This is a genomic window from Vibrio sp. MOR3 (genome assembly GCF_001557775.1).
Lineage (GTDB): Bacteria > Pseudomonadota > Gammaproteobacteria > Enterobacterales > Vibrionaceae > Vibrio > Vibrio jasicida.
On sequence record NZ_LNRD01000009.1, the window covers coordinates 73,881 to 93,133 of the forward strand.

General features: G+C 45.1%; 22 protein-coding genes. 17 read left to right on the forward strand and 5 right to left on the reverse strand.

Features of this window, described 5'->3' with window-relative positions; genetic code table 11:
* The first annotated feature begins 53 nt into the window (after window positions 1–53).
* The 6 genes from truA to purF all read left to right on the forward strand — a co-directional run bounded on the left by truA (window position 54) and on the right by purF (window position 5,991).
* Entirely contained in the window at window positions 54–848 is a 795-nt protein-coding gene (gene truA / locus ATB76_RS17200) for a tRNA pseudouridine(38-40) synthase TruA (RefSeq protein WP_038871331.1), read from the forward strand.
* 195 nt (window positions 849–1,043) lie between these two features.
* Window positions 1,044–1,970: an acetyl-CoA carboxylase, carboxyltransferase subunit beta gene (gene accD / locus ATB76_RS17205; RefSeq protein ID WP_038871328.1), complete on the forward strand. Its 927-nt coding sequence runs from the start codon at window positions 1,044–1,046 to the stop codon at window positions 1,968–1,970.
* Between the two features lie 46 nt (window positions 1,971–2,016).
* Complete coding sequence (folC, locus tag ATB76_RS17210; protein WP_038871327.1) at window positions 2,017–3,279, forward strand: bifunctional tetrahydrofolate synthase/dihydrofolate synthase; 1,263 nt, start codon at window positions 2,017–2,019, stop codon at window positions 3,277–3,279.
* Window positions 3,280–3,293: 14 nt separating this feature from the next.
* A complete protein-coding gene (locus tag ATB76_RS17215) occupies window positions 3,294–3,887 on the forward strand; it encodes an SPOR domain-containing protein (protein ID WP_038871324.1) in 594 nt (197 codons plus the stop codon).
* 61 nt (window positions 3,888–3,948) lie between these two features.
* On the forward strand, window positions 3,949–4,440 hold the full coding sequence (locus tag ATB76_RS17220; RefSeq protein WP_005432921.1) for a CvpA family protein: 492 nt from the start codon (window positions 3,949–3,951) through the stop codon (window positions 4,438–4,440).
* Between the two features lie 36 nt (window positions 4,441–4,476).
* Window positions 4,477–5,991 carry an amidophosphoribosyltransferase gene (gene purF / locus ATB76_RS17225; RefSeq protein WP_061035793.1) on the forward strand — a complete coding sequence of 505 codons (1,515 nt, stop codon included), beginning with the start codon at window positions 4,477–4,479 and terminating at the stop codon, window positions 5,989–5,991.
* 69 nt (window positions 5,992–6,060) lie between these two features.
* Here purF and ATB76_RS17230 read toward each other — a convergent pair whose 3' ends face one another.
* Window positions 6,061–6,936 carry a LysR family transcriptional regulator gene (locus tag ATB76_RS17230; RefSeq protein WP_038871318.1) on the reverse strand — a complete coding sequence of 292 codons (876 nt, stop codon included), beginning with the start codon at window positions 6,934–6,936 and terminating at the stop codon, window positions 6,061–6,063.
* 285 nt (window positions 6,937–7,221) lie between these two features.
* Between ATB76_RS17230 and ATB76_RS17235 the strand changes: the two genes are divergently transcribed.
* From ATB76_RS17235 to recR, 7 genes are all read left to right on the forward strand, one after another.
* Entirely contained in the window at window positions 7,222–8,328 is a 1,107-nt protein-coding gene (locus ATB76_RS17235) for a response regulator (RefSeq protein ID WP_061035794.1), read from the forward strand.
* Between the two features lie 249 nt (window positions 8,329–8,577).
* Window positions 8,578–8,709: a hypothetical protein gene (locus ATB76_RS28830; RefSeq protein WP_005380608.1), complete on the forward strand. Its 132-nt coding sequence runs from the start codon at window positions 8,578–8,580 to the stop codon at window positions 8,707–8,709.
* A 15-nt stretch (window positions 8,710–8,724) separates the two neighbouring features.
* The gene (locus tag ATB76_RS17240) at window positions 8,725–9,129 is read left to right on the forward strand and encodes a YbaN family protein (protein WP_038871313.1); all 405 of its coding nucleotides are present in this window, start codon (window positions 8,725–8,727) and stop codon (window positions 9,127–9,129) included.
* Window positions 9,130–9,295: 166 nt separating this feature from the next.
* Window positions 9,296–9,841 (forward strand): adenine phosphoribosyltransferase, encoded by a 546-nt coding sequence (gene apt, locus ATB76_RS17245; RefSeq protein ID WP_038871311.1) that lies wholly within the window; start codon window positions 9,296–9,298, stop codon window positions 9,839–9,841.
* 8 nt (window positions 9,842–9,849) lie between these two features.
* Window positions 9,850–12,021, forward strand: a complete 2,172-nt coding sequence (dnaX, locus tag ATB76_RS17250; protein ID WP_061035795.1) for a DNA polymerase III subunit gamma/tau — start codon at window positions 9,850–9,852, stop codon at window positions 12,019–12,021.
* An 82-nt stretch (window positions 12,022–12,103) separates the two neighbouring features.
* Window positions 12,104–12,433 carry a YbaB/EbfC family nucleoid-associated protein gene (locus tag ATB76_RS17255; RefSeq protein WP_005380618.1) on the forward strand — a complete coding sequence of 110 codons (330 nt, stop codon included), beginning with the start codon at window positions 12,104–12,106 and terminating at the stop codon, window positions 12,431–12,433.
* A 30-nt stretch (window positions 12,434–12,463) separates the two neighbouring features.
* Window positions 12,464–13,063, forward strand: a complete 600-nt coding sequence (gene recR / locus ATB76_RS17260; RefSeq protein WP_038871307.1) for a recombination mediator RecR — start codon at window positions 12,464–12,466, stop codon at window positions 13,061–13,063.
* A 53-nt stretch (window positions 13,064–13,116) separates the two neighbouring features.
* On the opposite strand, the gene aqpZ is transcribed toward recR, so the two are convergent.
* The gene (gene aqpZ / locus ATB76_RS17265; RefSeq protein ID WP_009707332.1) at window positions 13,117–13,815 is read right to left on the reverse strand and encodes an aquaporin Z; all 699 of its coding nucleotides are present in this window, start codon (window positions 13,813–13,815) and stop codon (window positions 13,117–13,119) included.
* Window positions 13,816–14,030: 215 nt separating this feature from the next.
* Complete coding sequence (locus ATB76_RS17270) at window positions 14,031–15,290, reverse strand: amino acid permease (RefSeq protein WP_038871389.1); 1,260 nt, start codon at window positions 15,288–15,290, stop codon at window positions 14,031–14,033.
* A gap of 307 nt (window positions 15,291–15,597) precedes the next feature.
* Here ATB76_RS17270 and ATB76_RS17275 point away from each other — a divergent pair, with 307 nt between their 5' ends.
* From ATB76_RS17275 to ATB76_RS17285, 3 genes are read left to right on the forward strand one after another with little or no spacing between them, the layout of a single operon-like run.
* Window positions 15,598–15,978: a RidA family protein gene (locus ATB76_RS17275; RefSeq protein WP_038881906.1), complete on the forward strand. Its 381-nt coding sequence runs from the start codon at window positions 15,598–15,600 to the stop codon at window positions 15,976–15,978.
* Window positions 15,979–15,992: 14 nt separating this feature from the next.
* The gene (locus tag ATB76_RS17280; RefSeq protein WP_042601250.1) at window positions 15,993–17,270 is read left to right on the forward strand and encodes an L-serine ammonia-lyase, iron-sulfur-dependent, subunit alpha; all 1,278 of its coding nucleotides are present in this window, start codon (window positions 15,993–15,995) and stop codon (window positions 17,268–17,270) included.
* Window positions 17,271–17,298: 28 nt separating this feature from the next.
* Window positions 17,299–17,958 (forward strand): PAS domain-containing protein, encoded by a 660-nt coding sequence (locus ATB76_RS17285; RefSeq protein WP_038871302.1) that lies wholly within the window; start codon window positions 17,299–17,301, stop codon window positions 17,956–17,958.
* Here ATB76_RS17285 and ATB76_RS17290 read toward each other — a convergent pair.
* Window positions 17,955–18,203: a YkgJ family cysteine cluster protein gene (locus ATB76_RS17290; protein WP_038871300.1), complete on the reverse strand. Its 249-nt coding sequence runs from the start codon at window positions 18,201–18,203 to the stop codon at window positions 17,955–17,957. The genes ATB76_RS17285 and ATB76_RS17290 overlap by 4 nt on opposite strands.
* Window positions 18,204–18,320: 117 nt before the next feature.
* On the reverse strand, window positions 18,321–18,578 hold the full coding sequence (locus ATB76_RS17295) for a hypothetical protein (protein ID WP_038881903.1): 258 nt from the start codon (window positions 18,576–18,578) through the stop codon (window positions 18,321–18,323).
* A gap of 218 nt (window positions 18,579–18,796) precedes the next feature.
* Here ATB76_RS17295 and ATB76_RS17300 point away from each other — a divergent pair, with 218 nt between their 5' ends.
* Window positions 18,797–19,237 (forward strand): YcgN family cysteine cluster protein, encoded by a 441-nt coding sequence (locus ATB76_RS17300; RefSeq protein WP_038871294.1) that lies wholly within the window; start codon window positions 18,797–18,799, stop codon window positions 19,235–19,237.
* Window positions 19,238–19,253 lie beyond the last annotated feature (16 nt).

A 19,253-nucleotide genomic window follows, 5' to 3' on the forward strand; every position in this document is an offset into this window, starting at 1 on the left:
TGGAAGGACTTACGTATATACTTCCCGCCCCATTTTAGAGTTCGAAGGTTAAAATGAGAATCGCATTAGGTATCGAGTATAACGGTACAAATTACTTTGGTTGGCAACGCCAAAGAGAAGTAAAAAGTGTCCAAGAAGCGCTGGAAAAAGCACTTTCTGTAGTAGCAAATCACCCTGTAGAAGTTCAGTGCGCTGGTCGTACCGATGCAGGTGTACACGGCACAGGACAAGTTGTTCACTTCGACACCAACGTAAATCGAAAAATGGTTGCTTGGACAATGGGCGCAAATGCGAACATGCCAAGTGATATCGCTGTCCGCTGGGCGGTAGAAGTACCTGATGACTTCCATGCACGATTCTCAGCGACGGCGCGTCGTTACCGCTACATCATCTTTAATCACGCATTGCGTCCTGGCATCTTAAATTCTGGAGTGAGCCATTATCACGGTGACTTGGATGAAAAGAAAATGCACGAAGCAGGACAATACTTGCTTGGTGAGAATGACTTCAGTTCATTTCGTGCAGCACACTGCCAATCGTTGAGCCCTTGTCGAAATATGATGCACTTGAACGTGACTCGACATGGTGACTACGTCATTATCGATATTAAAGCGAACGCTTTTGTTCACCACATGGTGCGTAACATTACAGGCAGTTTGATTAAAGTGGGTCGTGGCGAAGAAAAGCCTGAATGGATCAAGTCACTTTTAGAAGCAAAAGACCGCAAATTAGCGGGTGCAACGGCCAAGGCTGAAGGTTTGTATTTGGTTGATGTGGACTACCCAGAAGCGTTTGGATTACCACAAGTGCCGATCGGTCCGCTATTTTTACCGGATAATTTGAACTAAATTTGCGAATTTGTTTCAAATTATCGGTAGTTTAGACTGGAAATGCGCAGAAACTATGCGTTATTAATGATATCAAAAATAGGTACAACCAGTTTTTTATCTACAGTCGCGGCAAGATATGTTTTAATCCATCCGCAATATTCCGAATTTATATCTTTCGCAATGAAGCGGAAGAATTGAGAGAAAAGGTCTTCCATGAGTTGGCTTGAAAAGATTTTAGAAAAAAGCAACCTAGTAAGTTCACGCAAAGCTTCTATCCCTGAAGGCGTGTGGACGAAATGTACCTCTTGTGAGCAGGTTCTTTACCATGCTGAACTTGAGCGTAACCTAGAAGTTTGTCCTAAGTGTAATCACCACATGCGCATGAAAGCACGTCGTCGTCTAGAAACATTCTTAGATGAAGGTGAGCGTGTAGAGCTAGGCACAGAGCTTGAGCCACAGGACAAACTGAAATTTAAAGATTCTAAGCGCTACAAAGAGCGTATCTCTGCTGCTCAAAAGAACAGTGGCGAGAAAGACGCATTGGTGGTTATGCAGGGTGAACTGCTTGGTATGCCATTGGTAGCGTGTGCGTTTGAATTCTCTTTCATGGGTGGTTCAATGGGTTCCGTTGTTGGTGCTCGTTTCGTGAAAGCAGTTGACGCCGCAATTGAAAACAATTGTGCACTGGTGTGTTTCTCTGCAAGTGGTGGTGCGCGTATGCAAGAGGCGTTAATGTCTCTAATGCAAATGGCGAAAACCAGTGCAGCGCTTGAGCGTTTGTCAGAAAAAGGCCTACCATTCATTTCGGTACTGACTGACCCAACAATGGGTGGTGTATCGGCAAGTTTGGCGATGCTAGGTGACATCAACATTGGTGAACCTAAAGCATTGATCGGTTTCGCTGGCCGTCGTGTAATCGAGCAAACAGTACGCGAAGATCTTCCTGAAGGCTTCCAGCGTAGTGAGTTCCTGCTAGAGCACGGTGCGATTGACATGATCGTTGACCGTCGTGAAATGCGTCAACGTGTGGGTGGTCTGATCGCTAAGATGACTAACCACAAGTCTCCGATGGTGGTTTCCGTTAACGAATCTCCAAATGAAGAGCCATATTCTGTACCAGAAGCGGACGAAAAAGGGTAAAGTATCAACTAACATAAAAACCAAAGAAATTAATGGTTAAAGTTAGATGACACAAAACGCAATTCCTCAAGCCACATCCACTCTAACGATGTGGCTTGATTATTTAACAAATCTCCACACATCAGCTATCGACCTCGGCTTAGACCGCGTTCAAGCGGTAGCGAAAAAAGCCAACCTCACCAAACCAGCCCCTACTGTGATTACTGTTGCCGGCACCAATGGCAAGGGTTCGACGTGCGCGTTGATGGAAGCGATTCTATTAGATGCCGGCTACTCAGTCGGAGTTTACAGTTCACCTCACCTTATTCGCTACAACGAGCGTGTTCGTATTAACGGTGTAGATGCAGAAGATCGTACACACTGCGAAGCATTCGATTATATCGAGCAACAACGTGGTGATATTAGCCTAAGCTTGTTTGAATTCGGTACGTTGGCTGCACTTCGTATTTTCCAAGTTGAAAAAGTGGACGTGGTGTTGTTAGAAGTTGGCCTTGGTGGTCGATTAGATGCAACAAATGTCGTAGATCATGATGTCTCTGTTATTACCAGCTTGGCTATCGACCATGTGGATTGGCTAGGTGATGACATCAATGTAATTGGCTTTGAGAAAGCGGGTATCTACCGTACTGGTAAACCTGCGATTTGTGGCCAACCGACGCCGCCAGCAACCGTTGCTGCGCACGCTGATGACATTCAAGCTGAGTTCTTCCAAGTTGGCATCCAGTTCGATTACCAATTGACTGAGAAAGGTTGGAAGTGGACCAGTGGAGCGTTTGGCTTAGACGACCTTCCATTGCCTTCTCTGCCCTTACCGAATGCAGCAACTGCTCTGATGGCACTTGGCGCTTCAGAATTGCAAATCACTGACATTAATATCGTTAATGGCTTGAATAATGCTCGCCTAGCTGGCCGAATGCAGGTTTTGCAAACGGAACCAGACATTGTGCTTGATGTGGCGCACAATCCTCACTCTGCAGAATACTTGGTAGAGAAGGTGAAGCACCAATACGTGAATAAAAACATCCATGTCGTGGTGGCAATGCTGCACGATAAAGACATCAAGGCAACAATTGAAGTATTAGCGCCAATTGCAACCCAATGGTACCCAGCATCACTGACTGGCCCTCGCGCGGCAACTGCCGACGAGTTATGTCAATATTTACCCGAAGGGCAGATTCAGTTCCAAACTCCAGTAGAGGCATTTGAGAGCGCGAAAACTCATGCGGCTCATGATGATGTCATTTTGGTGGTGGGTTCATTCCACACAGTGGGTGAAGTGTTGGAGTATTGGCAATCAAATAATGAGTAATCAAAGGTAATTTGATGGCAAGTAAATTTCAAAGTCGTTTAGTCGGCACCATCATTCTAGTGGCGGTGGGGGTCATCGTACTTCCAGACGTACTGGATGGTAAGAAACTGCACTATAAAGAAGAGTTTGCCAGTATTCCTATCAAACCTGAACTTGATAGCGATGTGGAGAACTTCGAAATACTAGAGCCTGTTGAAGACGACGTTTCATTACCGGAATCTCCAGTAACTGCAACAGTGAATGAATCTCAAGAGCCTCAAGTCGCGGTTTCTCAGCCAGAACCAGAGTCAGTTTCTCAGCCAGAAGAAGTCAAACAACCTGAACAGGTTGAAGTTGCCGTTCGTCCGGTTGAAGAAAAAAATCAATATGAAGATTCAGCCTGGATCATTCAGTTGATGGCACTAAAAAATCATGAAAATGCGGTTGCACTTGTAGAGGATCTTCAGAAGCGTGGCTACCAAGCTCATGTAAAAAAAGAGACAGCCTTTACTCGAGTGATTGTCGGTCCTGATGTGTCAAAAAGTAAACTTGAACGACAGGTCAAGGAATTACAAAAAATTACAGGCTCAAAAGGTCAATTGCTTAAATTTAAGCCATTAAATCCATAAGAAAACGTTTGCGTCAGCATTTTTTCTGTTAAAATGCGCGCCAACTTAAGATGAAGAAAACATGAATTGGTTAGATTTTGTCATTTTAGGTGTGATCGGATTTTCAGCTCTGATCAGTTTAGTTCGCGGTTTTGCTAAAGAAGCTTTGTCTTTGGTGATTTGGTTTGGAGCATTTTTTATCTCCAGTAATTACTACGCCAAATTGGCGGTGTATTTCACCAACATCGAAGATGAAATGTTTCGTAACGGAGCCGCAATAGCGGCGTTATTCGTCGCTACCTTAGTAGTTGGTGCAGTGGTGAATTACGTCATTGGTCAACTGGTACAAAAAACAGGGCTATCAGGAACCGACCGAATTCTCGGTGTGGTGTTTGGTGGTTTACGCGGAGTACTGATTGTTTCTGCGGTGCTGTTTTTTATGGATGCGTTTACTGCATTCCCAAGCTCGGATTGGTGGAAAGAGTCACAGTTGGTCCCAGAGTTCAGCCGTATCATCGCCCCATTCTTCGAGCACTTAAAAGCAACATCAAGTTTTCTGTCTGGCACTATCTAGTAGTGCCAGCTACTGTCGCAAATCGAGGATTAGGACATGTGTGGTATTGTTGGAATCGTGGGCACAACGCCTGTAAACCAGTCTATTTATGACGCGTTAACGGTGTTACAGCATCGTGGCCAAGATGCCGCTGGTATTTGTACCATAGAAAGCAATCGTTTTCGTCTGCGTAAGGCGAACGGTTTAGTGAAGGATGTGTTCGAAGCAAGACACATGCAACGCTTACAAGGTGAGGTTGGTATCGGTCATGTTCGTTACCCAACCGCAGGCAGTTCAAGTGCCTCTGAAGCTCAACCTTTCTACGTAAACTCTCCTTTCGGTATTACACTTGCCCACAATGGTAATTTGACTAACGCTCATGAAGTTCGTCAAAAACTGTTTGAAAAAGACCGCCGTCATATCAATACGACTTCAGATTCTGAAGTGCTTCTGAATGTACTCGCTCACGAAATCGATACAGTAAAAGGCAATGTGACAGCTGAAGATGTCTTCCGTGCGGTTACGAATGTTCACCGTACAATCCGTGGTGCTTATGCTGTTGCTGCGATGATTATTGGCCACGGTATGATTGCGTTTCGCGACCCACATGGTATCCGCCCTTTATGCTTAGGTAAGCGTGAAGTGAACGGAAGAACAGAATACATGGTGGCGTCAGAGTCAGTGGCGTTAGATGCTGTTGGTTTTGATTTTGTTCGCGATGTCGCTCCTGGTGAAGCGATTTACGCAACGTTTGATGGTGAACTATTTACGAAACAATGTGGCGACAATCCAAAACTGAATCCGTGTATCTTTGAATTCGTTTACTTTGCACGTCCGGACTCTTTCATCGACAAGATTTCTGTTTACAGTGCTCGTGTTGAGATGGGTAAAAAGCTTGGTGAGCGTATTCGTGAAGATTACGCAGAATTGGATATCGACGTGGTTATTCCTATTCCTGAAACGTCTTGCGATATTGCTCTACAAATTGCCCAAGCTATTGATAAACCTTACCGTCAAGGCTTTGTGAAAAACCGTTACGTAGGTCGTACTTTCATTATGCCGGGTCAACAACAGCGTAAGAAATCGGTGCGCCGCAAACTAAACGCGATTCGTTCTGAATTTAAAGGTAAGAATGTTCTGCTTGTGGATGACTCTATTGTTCGCGGTACAACATCAGAGCAGATCATTGAGATGGCTCGTGACTCTGGCGCAAACAAGGTGTTTATGGTCTCGGCGGCACCAGAAGTACGTTTCCCGAATGTTTACGGTATCGATATGCCAAGTGCAACAGAGCTGATTGCTCATGGCCGCGATAACGAAACCATCTGTAAGCAAATTGGTGCTGACGCGCTTATTTACCAACGCTTGGATGATTTGGTTGAAGCAGTTGGTTTAGGCAATCAAGACATCACTCAGTTCGATACATCAGTATTTAACGGTGAATATGTGACGGGTGACATCGACCAACAATACCTCGACTTCCTTGATGGTTTGCGTAACGATGATGCAAAGACACAAGCAGAAATTCAGCAAGATCTTGCTAATCTAGAACTGCATAACGAAGGCGCTTAATCTGCCCGAAAATCCAAGACATAAAAAAACCAGAGCTCGCGCTCTGGTTTTTTGTATCTGCTATCGAGTTTAGTGAATGTTGTAAGCGATCACGAAGTCGATAAAAAGACGCACTTTCTCAGGAAGATGGTCTTTGTGATTGTACAGCATGTAGATGTCGCGCGGGTTAGCGCTCCAATCTGGTAATACACGCAGTAGATCGCCACTTTCAATATACTCTTTGATCATCACGTCAGGCATTAATGTAATCCCCAACCCTTCAGAGCAAGAGCTACGCACGACATTCAGTGCATTGGCTTGAAAACGACCACGTTCTGCATTCACCACAGACTCTCCCTTGCTGTTGATTAGTGTCCACTTGATCAGTGGGTAGCCTTTCAGCAAAGAATGGTTAGAGAGCTCTTCAGCGTGGTTTGGTGCCGGATTTGCGGCGAGATAGTCAGGACTTGCGACCAGAATATCCTTCACTTCACCAATTTTACGGGCGATCAAGCTTGAGTCACGCTGTGGTCCAACGCGGAAAATCACGTCCCACTCAGTAGGATCAAGTTGATCGGCGTTGTTTTCTGTCGTCAGCTCGATGTTGATGTCAGGATACTGCTTCATGAACCCATTAAACATAGGCATCATCATGCGTTTAGTCAGGTTGTACGGTGCAGAAATCTTAATCTTGCCCGATGCGCCACGACAGTCATCCGTAATCTCCTCAGCTGTCGATGTTAGGCGTTGTAGCAGAGGTGAGCATTCATGGTAAAAGCGTTCTCCGGCCTCGGTCAGAGAAAGCTTACGCGCATGACGGTTCAGCAATCGAAGATTGACAGAGTCTTCTAGCGCTTGAATGCGTCGGGTGATGGTTGCCACCGGAATCATGGTTTTTCGCGAAGTTGCGGTATAGCTCCCATTTTCGACAACCAATCGAAACAGGTTTAGATCATCTAATTTCATATTTCCAGACACATTAAACTACCGTTTATGGCTAATTTATAATTAACTTTGTGATCAAAGTTTGCTTTAAGTCAACATGTTGCGTCATTTGAACACAGCAAGCCTCCCTGAGTAAATACTGATAGACCATGGAATATTTGTATAAACGTCAATTTCAGGCTACGGTTTATAACAAGGTGAAAGGGCCTGATGTCTTGCTGCATAACGTTTTGTAAGATGTGAATACAACAAAAATAACGACATATAAATTTGTTTTTTTGACTGAGCTTTGTGAGGTGCAAAGGTATGTTTAAGACTCACAGTCAAACGGCAATGGTCTCGGCGCAGGAAGTGGTCAATCATAAACTCATCATGTTAGTGGACGATGATCCGATATTTCGTAGCGTGACTAATGCCTATTTGGAAAGTCAGGGTTTTAAGGTGGTCGAAGCAGAAAACGGCCTAGAGGCGCTTCAACAACTAAGGGAATGCCAACCTGATTTGGTCTTATGTGATTTATCCATGCCCGTGTTGGACGGGATAGAATTTGTCGAGGAAGTTAGCTTAGAGTATCCGTCTATGCCACTGATTGTTGTGTCTGGAACGGATGAGATGTCTGACGTCGCGAAAGCGCTTCGTTTTGGTATTAAAGATTTCTTACCTAAACCAATAGGAAACTATCAACATCTATCTCAAGCGATCGACAACACGCTTGAGGAATCAGACTGTCACTACTCTGACCATCGAGATTTTTCGAGCCAATGGTTTAGGGTTGATGACGGTGGGGAAATGCCAGACGATCAAGAACTGCACTGGCACCTAGAATATCTACAACAACATCCAAATGCAGCAAGAGACTTGCTACACGCTTTATTGCCAGAAAAAGACGCATCACAAGGTGATTGGAAATGCTCTTATCGTTTATTGCAATCAACCGACGTTATGCCTTTAGTGTTTGATTACCGTTGGCTGATGAACGGGCAATTTGCCTTTTATCTCGTTGATTCAGCGTCATCAGCGCACGATGGTGTGGCAACAACGCTGCTGGTGCGTGCTTTGTTTGATGACTACTTACGTAACTTAAAGAGTTTTAGTGCAGACCTGAAAGACATGGTCGACATTATTGAAAAAGGTATTCATTGCTCTGATAGTACCGGTGCCGTAAATGCCGTTTTCGGTGTTGCAGATCTTGCTTCATCTTCTGTCTCAATACTACCAGCGGGTTTGGATAGTCAGTGGTCAGACGGCCATTCAAATCAGCACATAGCCGCTGGTAATCAATTAGGTGACGGCAGTATGAAAAACTTCATCACCCGAGACTTACCAATCAGCACTAACGGGCAGCTTTCAATTGGTTGTCTTGGGACATCCAGCTTTAGCCTCAATATGGTTCGTCTGAATCGATTGATATAACGAGCAGCAGGTAAAAACATAGATACATCAATAAAAGCAGCGTCCATTACGCTGCTTTTTTATTTCTAGCTGCTTGGCTTCGAACTAATGATACTTCGCTTTATAACCCTACTTTTTGTTGGTGTTTAGCGTTAATTGTTTAAGGTATAGTCATCGCTTAAAACAATAATGACCCATTTGTGCAACGATAATTTAACGATGTAAGGTGGGGGAAGCGAAGTCAACTCAACTCTAGTGAGAAGAAACATCATGGCAGACAAAGATTTTAAAGAGCCTTATAATATTTTTTACTTTTTAGGTTTCATTGCAGTCCTTTTGATCCCAACTTTACCTGCAACGTTAACCTGGCTTCGTGTAATGAATGGTTACGCGGGCTTTTAATTTAGCGTTAGTTTATTGGAGTCCACCATTCGTATTAAGCGTTACCTTTTCAATATAGCTGGTGGACTCTGCATGCTGCTTGGCATTGCCGGCATCGTTCTTCCTCTTCTTCCTACCACACCCTTTATTCTTTTAGCGAGTGCCTGTTTCATGCGAGGCAGCCCTGCGTTTCATCGTTGGCTGCATGAACATAAAACGTTTGGACCTTTACTCGAAAACTGGCATAAACACCGAGCAGTCACACGCAAAGTGAAACAACGTGGCGCGGTCTTCATCGTACTCAGTTTTACTTTCTCCATCATTGTCGCTCCAATGGTTTGGGTAAAAATTGCGCTTTTAGTGATGCTAATCGTTTTACTGAGTTGGTTTATGCGTCTCCCTGTGACTGAGTTGGTTGCTGACCGAGAAGAAAATCACTAAGATTGTAGAGAATAGTGTGCCCGCTCTTCGAGTGGGCGTTTGTATTTTCAGCGCTTGTGACTTTTACGAAAGTAAGCACATAGTGATGAAAACCTATTGTTTGTTGCCCTCATATATACTGCGATTAGAACAGAGGGTGATGAGCCAATCTAAGTAAATCGGTATTATGACTACAGAAACAATCTCACTGATCAAATCTAGCATCAAAAGCATCGAAGATTACCCGAAACCAGGCATTCTTTTCCGCGACGTAACCAGCCTTCTTGAGGACGCGAAAGCGTATCAAGCGACAATCAATCTTTTGGTTGAGCGCTACAAAGATATGGGTTTCACGAAAGTTGTGGGTACAGAAGCTCGTGGTTTCTTGTTTGGTGCACCACTAGCACTAGAACTGGGTGTTGGTTTTGTCCCTGTGCGTAAGCCAGGCAAACTACCTCGTCCTACTGTGGCTCAATCCTACGAGCTTGAATATGGTGTTGATACGCTAGAAATCCATACTGATGCGATCGTAGAAGGCGATAAAGTATTGGTTGTAGATGATCTACTTGCTACGGGCGGTACGATCGAAGCAACAACAAAGCTTATCCGTCAACTAGGCGGTGAAGTAGAGCACGCTGCATTCGTTATCAACCTGCCAGAAATTGGTGGTGATAAGCGCCTAGAAGGTCTAGGTCTGAACGTATACAGCATTTGCGAGTTTGAAGGACACTAATACATTCAATGAGTTATTTAGCTTTAGCGCGAAAATGGCGTCCGAATAAGTTTGACCAAGTCGTAGGGCAAAGCCATGTCCTTACGGCTCTGGAAAACGCGTTGGCGCAAAATCGCTTACACCATGCGTATCTCTTCAGCGGTACGCGAGGCGTTGGTAAAACATCGATTGGCCGACTGTTTGCTAAGGGCCTGAACTGTGAAACAGGTATTACCGCTAACCCTTGTGGTGAGTGTGATACTTGTCGTGAGATTGATGAAGGTCGCTTTGTTGACCTACTAGAGATCGACGCGGCTTCTCGTACTAAAGTTGAAGACACTCGTGAACTATTAGATAACGTTCAATACAAGCCCGCTCGCGGACGTTTTAAAGTGTACCTCATTGATGAGGTACACATGCTTTCGCGTCACTCTTTCAATGCGCTGTTAAAAACGTTGGAAGAGCCGCCAGAGTATGTGAAGTTCTTGTTGGCTACGACGGATCCACAAAAACTGCCGGTAACGATTCTGTCGCGCTGTTTACAGTTCCACCTTAAGCCAATCAGTGTTGATGACATTCATCAGCAACTTGACCATATTTTGGAAAAAGAACAAGTCTCTGCAGAAGCAAGAGCACTTGGCATGATCTCGCATGCTGCAGATGGCAGTATGCGTGATGCACTGAGCTTAACTGACCAAGCTATCGCCCTAGGTAACGGCACGATTCAGACCGATATCGTTAGCCACATGCTTGGTACGATTGATACTGACCAAGCGATTCATTTGCTGGAATCGGTCAGCAGTAAGCAGCCGCAACAGGCGATGGACAAAATCCAACAACTTGCATCAAACGGTGTCGAGTGGGATGGATTGCTACAACAATTGGCATCCCAGCTTCACCGCGTCGCGATGTACCAAGCTCTGCCATCGACCTTAGATCAGACTCAACCTGATGCTGAAAAAATCGAATTATTGAGTAAAGCGTTAACACCACAAGATGTTCAGCTTTACTACCAAATTGCTTTAAAAGGCCGTGAAGACCTAACGTTGTCACCGAATGGTCGCGTTGGGATGGAAATGATCGTTTTGCGCATGATGGCATTCCGTCCATCTGCAAGTAACAGCGCCACCGTCATCTCAACCTCATCGCAGACACAAGGCTTGCCTGCGCAAAGTGCAGTGCAAACACAAGCAGTATCGGTGGCAAAACCGCAAGCGCCAGTTCAGCAAGTACCTTTACAGCAAACGCAAAGTCAGCCTAGACCAAGCCAGTTAGCGCCGAATATGGCGTCACAACCGCTGTCTCAGGCAGCACAGCAGCCGACGAATGAAGCACCATCATACCAACCTGAATATCAAGGTGGTTATGATATGGCTCCGCCACAGTATGACATGGCACCACCAATGAGTGAGAATCCTGTGCCTACACAGCAGGTTCCTCAACAAGCTCAACCTATGCCAGAGAATGCGCCAGCGCCTGCTCGAGGTAATTTGAGTGGTCTTCGTCATCAATTGCGCTCGCAACGCCAGGGTCAGCAACAGGCGACGACGCAAAATGGTGGCCCAAAAAAGCCTAACGCGACATCTGCTCAAAAAGAGTCGGTCATTGACCGTCTAGCGCAATTGCATGGCAATTCCGCGCAGGTGTCGCTACCATCCTCTTCTCAAGCGGAACAACCTGTCATTGAGGATGAAGCATATCGTTGGCGTCCAACCAAGCAACCGGTTGAAACAAAAACGAATACGCAACTGACACCTACGCAGCTCAAGAAAGCTCTTGAGCACGAAAAGACGCCAGAAATGGCGCAAAAGCTTGTCGATGAATCATTGGAAAGCAGTGAGTGGGCAAAGCTGATCAGCTTAATGAATACACCCAAGCTGGTGGAGCAACTTGCACTAAACTCGCATTACAGCAAAGAAGGCTCGACAGTTTCGCTACAATTAAGAGACAGTCAGGCACACTTGAATACTGACAGAGCGCAAAGCGAGCTGTTGAACGCGTTAAATGGCGTGTTAGAACAAGAGTGCCATCTTAGTATTGATGTGGGCGAAAACGGTGAGACCCCCCTTGAGCTTAGAGACAGGCTGTATCAAGAAAAATTGCAACAAGCTCTGAACAGTTTAGAAAACGATCCACATGTTCAGTTCATCGAACGTCGTTTCGCTGCAGAGCTCGATAAAGATAGTGTAAGACCTATCTAAATTTTGAACGGAATGGGGTTGAAAACGTTCAGTGAAAACCCCATTAACAGATGCAACACCTAATTAAACCAGAGAGATAAACATGTTTGGTAAAGGCGGTATGGGCAACCTAATGAAGCAAGCCCAGCAAATGCAAGATCGCATGCAAAAGCTTCAAGAAGAAATCGCGAATATGGAAGTAACTGGCGAGTCTGGTGCTGGTCTAGTTAAAGTTACAATCACTGGTAGTCACAGTGTGCGTCGTGTTGATATTGACGAGAGTCTAATGGAAGACGACAAAGAGATGCTAGAAGATCTTATCGCTGCGGCATTCAACGATGCAGCACGTCGTGTTGAAGAAACTCAAAAAGAGAAAATGGCTTCAGTAACTGGCGGTATGCAATTACCACCAGGTATGAAAATGCCATTCTAATCTGCTGAATTCTAACTAAGCGGATTTTCAATGCGTACCAGTCATATGCTGGAACAATTGATGGAGGCCTTACGTTGTCTACCTGGGGTTGGCCCCAAGTCGGCGCAGCGTATGGCCTTTCATTTGTTACAGCGTGATAGAAAAGGCGGTCTGCAACTGGCAGATGCGCTGAGTCAGTCAATGACAGAAATTGGTCATTGCACCGAGTGCCGTACCTTCACTGAAGAAGACGTTTGCCATATTTGTACGAACCCAAAGCGCCAAGAAAATGGCCAAATTTGTGTAGTAGAAAGTCCAGCAGACATCGCGGCAGTAGAAGCGACAGGTCAATACTCGGGTCGATACTTTGTACTAATGGGGCACTTATCACCACTGGACGGAATTGGTCCAAGTGATATTGGTCTTGATGTACTGGATTACCGTCTGCGTCGCGGTGATGTTTCTGAAGTGATTCTTGCAACCAATCCAACGGTTGAAGGGGAAGCAACAGCGCATTACATCGCGGAGCTGTGTAAAGAACACCAAGTGGATGCAAGCCGTATCGCGCACGGTGTACCAGTGGGGGGCGAGCTTGAGCTCGTGGACGGGACAACCTTGTCTCACTCTCTTCTAGGTCGACACAAGATTTAATAAAAAAGCCGCTGAATTCAGCGGCTTTTTTGATCTTGAGGTTCGAGAATCGATTAATCGTTTGATTCTGTACCAAGAAGGTTCTTGTAGATAAGTGCACCTAGAATACCACCAACGATTGGTGCTACCCAGAATAGCCAAAGCTGAGAAACCGCCCAGTCGCCAACGAATACGGCAACACCAGTACTACGTGCTGGGTTAACCGATGTGTTAGTCACTGGAATACTGATTAGGTGGATAAGAGTCAAACATAAACCGATCGCGATAGGTGCAAAACCTTGTGGTGCGCGTTTGTCTGTGGCACCCATGATCACGATTAGGAACATCATTGTCATCACAACTTCAGTCACTAAAGCAGCAACCATAGAGTATTGACCTGGAGAATGCGCGCCGTAACCGTTCGCAGCAAAGCCAGAACCAACTACGTCAAAGCCTGCTTGACCGGTTGCGATTACGTAAAGTACGCCACCCGCAATCACACCACCAATCACTTGCGCGATGATGTAAGGCACTACGTCTTTAGTCTCAAAACGACCACCGGCCCATAGACCGATAGTTACTGCTGGGTTTAGGTGACAACCTGAGATATGGCCAATAGCAAATGCCATTGTGAGTACGGTAAGACCGAACGCCAAAGAAACGCCCAACAAGCCAATGCCGACATCAGGGAAGCCAGCCGCTAACACTGCACTACCACAGCCACCAAGCACTAACCAAAAAGTACCAAAAACCTCTGCCATGTATTTATTCATATTGTTTCCTATTGCGGATTTAGATTACCCGCTGAACATAGTAGAGAATTGTCAGAAAAGTGTGAGTTGAAGCACGGAAATTAACCAAAATGCCAGATATGAGCGTTTCTGTCTCATACATGAAACGAAATGAGTAAGGAGAGGGTAGGTGGATGAGTTGAAAGGAAAACCTCGGCTATCGTTATAGAGTTTGATAACCGAGGCGAGAGGAAGCGTTAGCTAAAAGCAATAAATGGTGAGATACACAACAAGATGCCCGTCGCGATGATTAGGTATAGTGAAGCACCTTTGTATTTATGTAGAGAAGGCACTTGATACACCAAGTAAGCAGGAATCAAACAGCCAATCAAACCAAAGATAGGGCTACAAACCGAAGTGAAGCTCAAAACCGGTAGGTTGAGTACGATAGCGCCCCATGCCATCAAAATCGCGAATAGAATGATGCCTTTCGTCACGAGATCTTTGTTGATTTGCTCTTCAGGCATCACTTTTTTCAATGCCAACATCGCAAGGCCTTGGCAAGAATCACGGAAGCCAAGGTAAACACCAAAGAAGGCTGTCATTACAGAAAAGATGTTCAACATCAGGCTAAGCAGTTTAAGCGTCGTGCCGTCCATGCCTTGTGCTACCATCGCAAGCGCAGAGATGTTCTCGTTTGCTGCGCGGACTGCTTGTTCATGAGACATCGCCAACGTGAAAGAAATCGCGTAGAAAAACACGGTCACAAACAAAATGCCAAAAGCGATATTCATGGCACGCATCGCTTTAAAACGGGCAACTTCAATAGACTTCTCTTTCGAACGGTAAGAGATCACCATCGGACTCAAGCTTTGAATAAACAAAATAGAAGTGAGGGTGAACGGTAGCAGCTCAATCGCATCTTTTAGGCCAGCACCCGCTGTTGGGACGCTACCTACATTCGCCAGATCCCATTTTTCAATCATCATGAAGCCTAGCAGTGCTACGGTACAAAGTTTTACCAATACTAATCCGGTGCTGACCTTAAATAGGACCTTCTCACCACGCGAAGCGATTGCCACCAAAGCGCAAACCAATGCTAGACCATACAGCGGGTTTTCCGACAACAGCCCCTCAGTGATACCAAAGCTGTGTAGGAAAGAGGCTGAGTCATTATTGATTGCTGTCGAGTATACGAATACCCAAATCACCAACATGATGAAGTAGAGCACGCCTAACAATGCGCCCCATTTATTGCCAAGGTAGCCAGAGATAACCCCCGCATAGTCTTGACACTTCGGAGAGGTGGAAAGCGTGTTAATAAATAGGCGTTGGAACAAGTACATCGCTGGATAACCAATCACCGCGGAGGCAAGAAATACCCATATGCCAAGTACGCCCACCTTTACTGGAAGAAAAACAATACCAGCACCGATTGCCATGCCGATACTCATGATTACCCAGCCCCAGTCAGTGCTATCAAACTTAGTCGCCGCTTTCCATTCTGTGGCTGTCATTCCGGCTTTAACGTGAGGTGGTTCTTTAGTTATTGGAAGAGTTTGTGTAGGTACAGTAACGCTCATTGTCGTTTTCTCTTTGTTAGTATGAATTTTTCTCAAATCTATTTGAGAAAAAGATTAACAACAATTTTTTTGTGGAAAATTCAGATAAATTTGAGATCTCGACAAAATTACTCAATAAAATCTGAATTTAGATCGATTTGTGTGATCTATAGTGGTTGTTTTGCTCACATATAGTTGAAAGAATAGCTTTGAAACGAATGCTAAAGCTGAGTTTTACGACTAAAACTATGTGAGGATTAACATGAAAGAATTGATCACTTCAGAGCACGCTCCTGCCGCAATTGGCCCATATTCACACGGAACCACTTACGGGGATTTGATTTTTACGTCTGGCCAACTCCCAGTTGATAGCGCGACAGGTAAAGTAGTAGAGGGAGGGATTACTGCTCAAAGTCATCAATCTCTAACGAACTTAAAACATGTGCTTGAAGCGGGTAACGGCAGTTTAGATACGGTTCTAAAAACGACGTGTTACTTGGCAAACATCAGTGACTTTGCGGAATTCAACAAAGTGTATGCAGAGTTTTTCCAAAAGGATTGCCCAGCACGAAGCTGCTTTGCGGTGAAAGATCTTCCGCTAGGTGTTTTGATTGAAGTTGAAGCGATTGCTAGTAAAAAGTGATACGGAGAAGAAGCATGAATCAGCAATGGAACCAATATATCCAAATCATTAAGCAAGTTGTGAAACCTGCCCTCGGATGTACCGAACCCATTGCTGCTGCATATGCGGCAGCAGTTGCAAAGCGTGAGCTTGGATGCCAAACCCCGGACATGATTGAAGTACGTGTCTCAGATAACTTGTTTAAAAACTCCATGGGGGTTTACGTTCCCGGCACTGGGAAAATTGGCCTTAAGATCGCGGCGTCAGTTGGGGCATTAGCGGGAGACCCAAACGCAGAACTGGAAGTGCTCGCTAAAATTAATCAAGACGATGTGACTGCTGCCCAGCAACTTATTGATGAAGAGCGAGTCAGTGTTGCTCGCATTGATACACAAGAATTTATCTTTTGCAGTGTCACCATGAGCGTTGGAGAAGACACCGTCTCGGTGACTATCAGCGGTGGACACACTAATATTATCCAGATCACTCGCAATGGAGCGGTGACGTTCGATGCCCCTTTGCAGCAGCGAGTTGCGACAGGATCAGTATGTGAAGGGGTGGATATCTCTATTAAGCAGATTTACGACTTTGCCCTTCAAGCGCCATTTGATGACATCAAATTCATTCTGCAAGCGGCTGAACTCAACTCTTCCTTAGCGCAAGAGGGTATCGACCGAGGTTACGGCTTAGAAATTGGCCGAACATTAAAAGGCAATATCGAACAGGGGTTGCTTGGTAATGATCTGATGAGCAGAATCCAAATGATGACCTCTGCAGCATCCGATGCTCGAATGGGCGGTGCGACGCTGCCAGCGATGAGTAACTTTGGCAGCGGTAACCAAGGTATTGCCGCGACGATTCCGGTTGTTATCGCAGCAGAAGCGTTTCAAAGTAACGAAGAACAACTCGCTCGCGCACTAATCATGAGTCATTTAGGCGCGATCTACATTAAGTCATACTACCCACCTTTATCTGCATTCTGTGGTAACACCGTCACTAGTGCTGCCGCATCCATGTCACTAGTGTATCTAGCAGGCGGCTCGTTTGAGCAATCTTGCTCTGCAATTCAAAACGTCATTAGTGACAGTTCAGGCATGGTGTGTGATGGCGCGAAGTCATCTTGTGCAATGAAAGTTTGCACCTCATCAACGACGGCAGTTCGCTCATATTTGATGGCGATGGGTAACCACAGTGTGAAGAATCAAGGTATAGTAGGCGACGAAGTCGAACAAACTATAAGAAACGTAGGCTCTATGGTTAGACTTGGTATGCCGTATACTGACAAATCTATTATCGATATCATGTCGGCCTAGCCTCAAAGTTTTTGCTAAGGGAAGTAAATTGCAGCTTAAGAAACTCACCAAAAGTGATTTAGATATTTTGAATTCGATGAAGAACGTCGTCGATGGCATTGCGCGCATGTATGGCAAGCATACCGAGGTCGTTCTTCACAGTCTTGATGCAGAAGCTCCGGAAATCATCAAAATTGCCAATGGCCATGTTACTGAGCGTGGAGAAGGTGCACCGATTACCAACTTAGCAAGAATGAAGCTGCTTGAAGGTAACGACGTTTCAGATTCGTATGTGACGAAAACCGTAAGCGGTAAAACCTTGCATTCCATCACGACCATTGTCCGTAACCCAAAGAACAAACCTATTGGGTTATTGTGTATCAACGTCGACATGGATGTACCGATGCAAGATTTTTTGAGATCGATTATGCCAACTCAACAAAATGACTGCTGTGCGGGCGCACGTTCACCAGAAACCTTCGCTCGTAACATCGATGAAACCATCATTAGTACCATTGAGACCGTACAAGCAGAAGTGTGGTCGAACGAAGCGATTTCTCCTTCAAAACGCAACCGTGAACTGGTCACGCGTTTACAAGGTTTGGGGATTTTTAAATACAAAGATGCGGTATTGATGGTGGCAAATCATCTCGGTATTTCACGCGATACTATTTACCTTTACTTGAGAGAGTTGGGTAGTAACGACTAGGTCAGTTGTTCAAGTTCGGTGATATTATTTATCGCTTCTTGATTCGTTTTGCCGCACACAACTGGGCAAGGTTTGAAGTCGTGGCAAACTTTTGGGCGTTCAGGCATTCCGAAAAGTTTACATAAGTTGTCGTCATTTAATTGAATGCAGCGCTCTCCAGCAGGTTTGCCTTTTGGCATGCCCGGAATCGGAGAAGAGATACTTGGTGAGATACAACACGCCCCACAACCTAATCGACAATCCATCTAAAAGCCCTCGTAAAAATGAAGGGGGCATTATGGCCATTTCTCGTCAGATTGGAAGAGGCGTGCGTGAATTCACGCCAACAAAGTTAGCCCTTTCTACTCGTCATTAAGTCCTTTTTACTCATCATTAAGTAAAGCAGCGACTTCAAAATTCTGATCGCGTTTAGCCTGTTGGATATAACGGTTGCACTCTTGCATGCTTAAACCCCAGGTTCCAGCCTCGGTGCGAGAAGACATTTCCGTTAGGAACGTTGCTTGACCTTCTTGAACATTAGACGCTAGATCCTTGCCGTATTGTTGACAAAGTTCTGCATCGGTACTTGCCGCAGCTCCGAACGAAACAAGAGAGATAATGGTGATCATTGCGAGCTTCATAATATTGATTCCTTTATTCACACTATGATCTAAAACCATAGGATAGGAATCACTAATAGTAAAAATATCAATGTTGATCGCCCTTGCTAGTGAAATAGAACAAACGTTGATAATAGTTCGTATTACGGGGCGGAATTCGGCAAAACTTGAACTTTTGTTGTCAGAGGGGTATAAAACGCACCCAATTCATTCCCATTCGAGAAATAAGTAGTAAGCGTATGAGCACTCCATTTTGGCAAAGTAAATCGTTAGAGAACATGACAGAAGAAGAATGGGAATCTCTCTGTGATGGGTGTGGCAAATGTTGTCTGCACAAGCTAATGGATGAAGATACGGACGAAATCTACTACACCAACGTGGCGTGTAGTTGGCTGAACAGCAAAACATGTTCGTGCAAAGACTACCCGAACCGTTTTACTTCAGGCGAAGAGTGCACCAAGCTGACGCGTGAAGATATTGATGATTTTACGTGGCTGCCACACACTTGTGCATACCGCTTGTTGGCAGAAAGCCAGCCACTGCCAGAATGGCACCCATTAATCACTGGCTCTAAGTCTGCAATGCACGCAGCAGGGGAAAGTGTACGAAATAAAGTGGTGTATGAAATCGATGTGGTGGACTGGGAAGATCACATTTTAAATCACCCAAATCGCCCATAGCCGAATGTAAAACAAG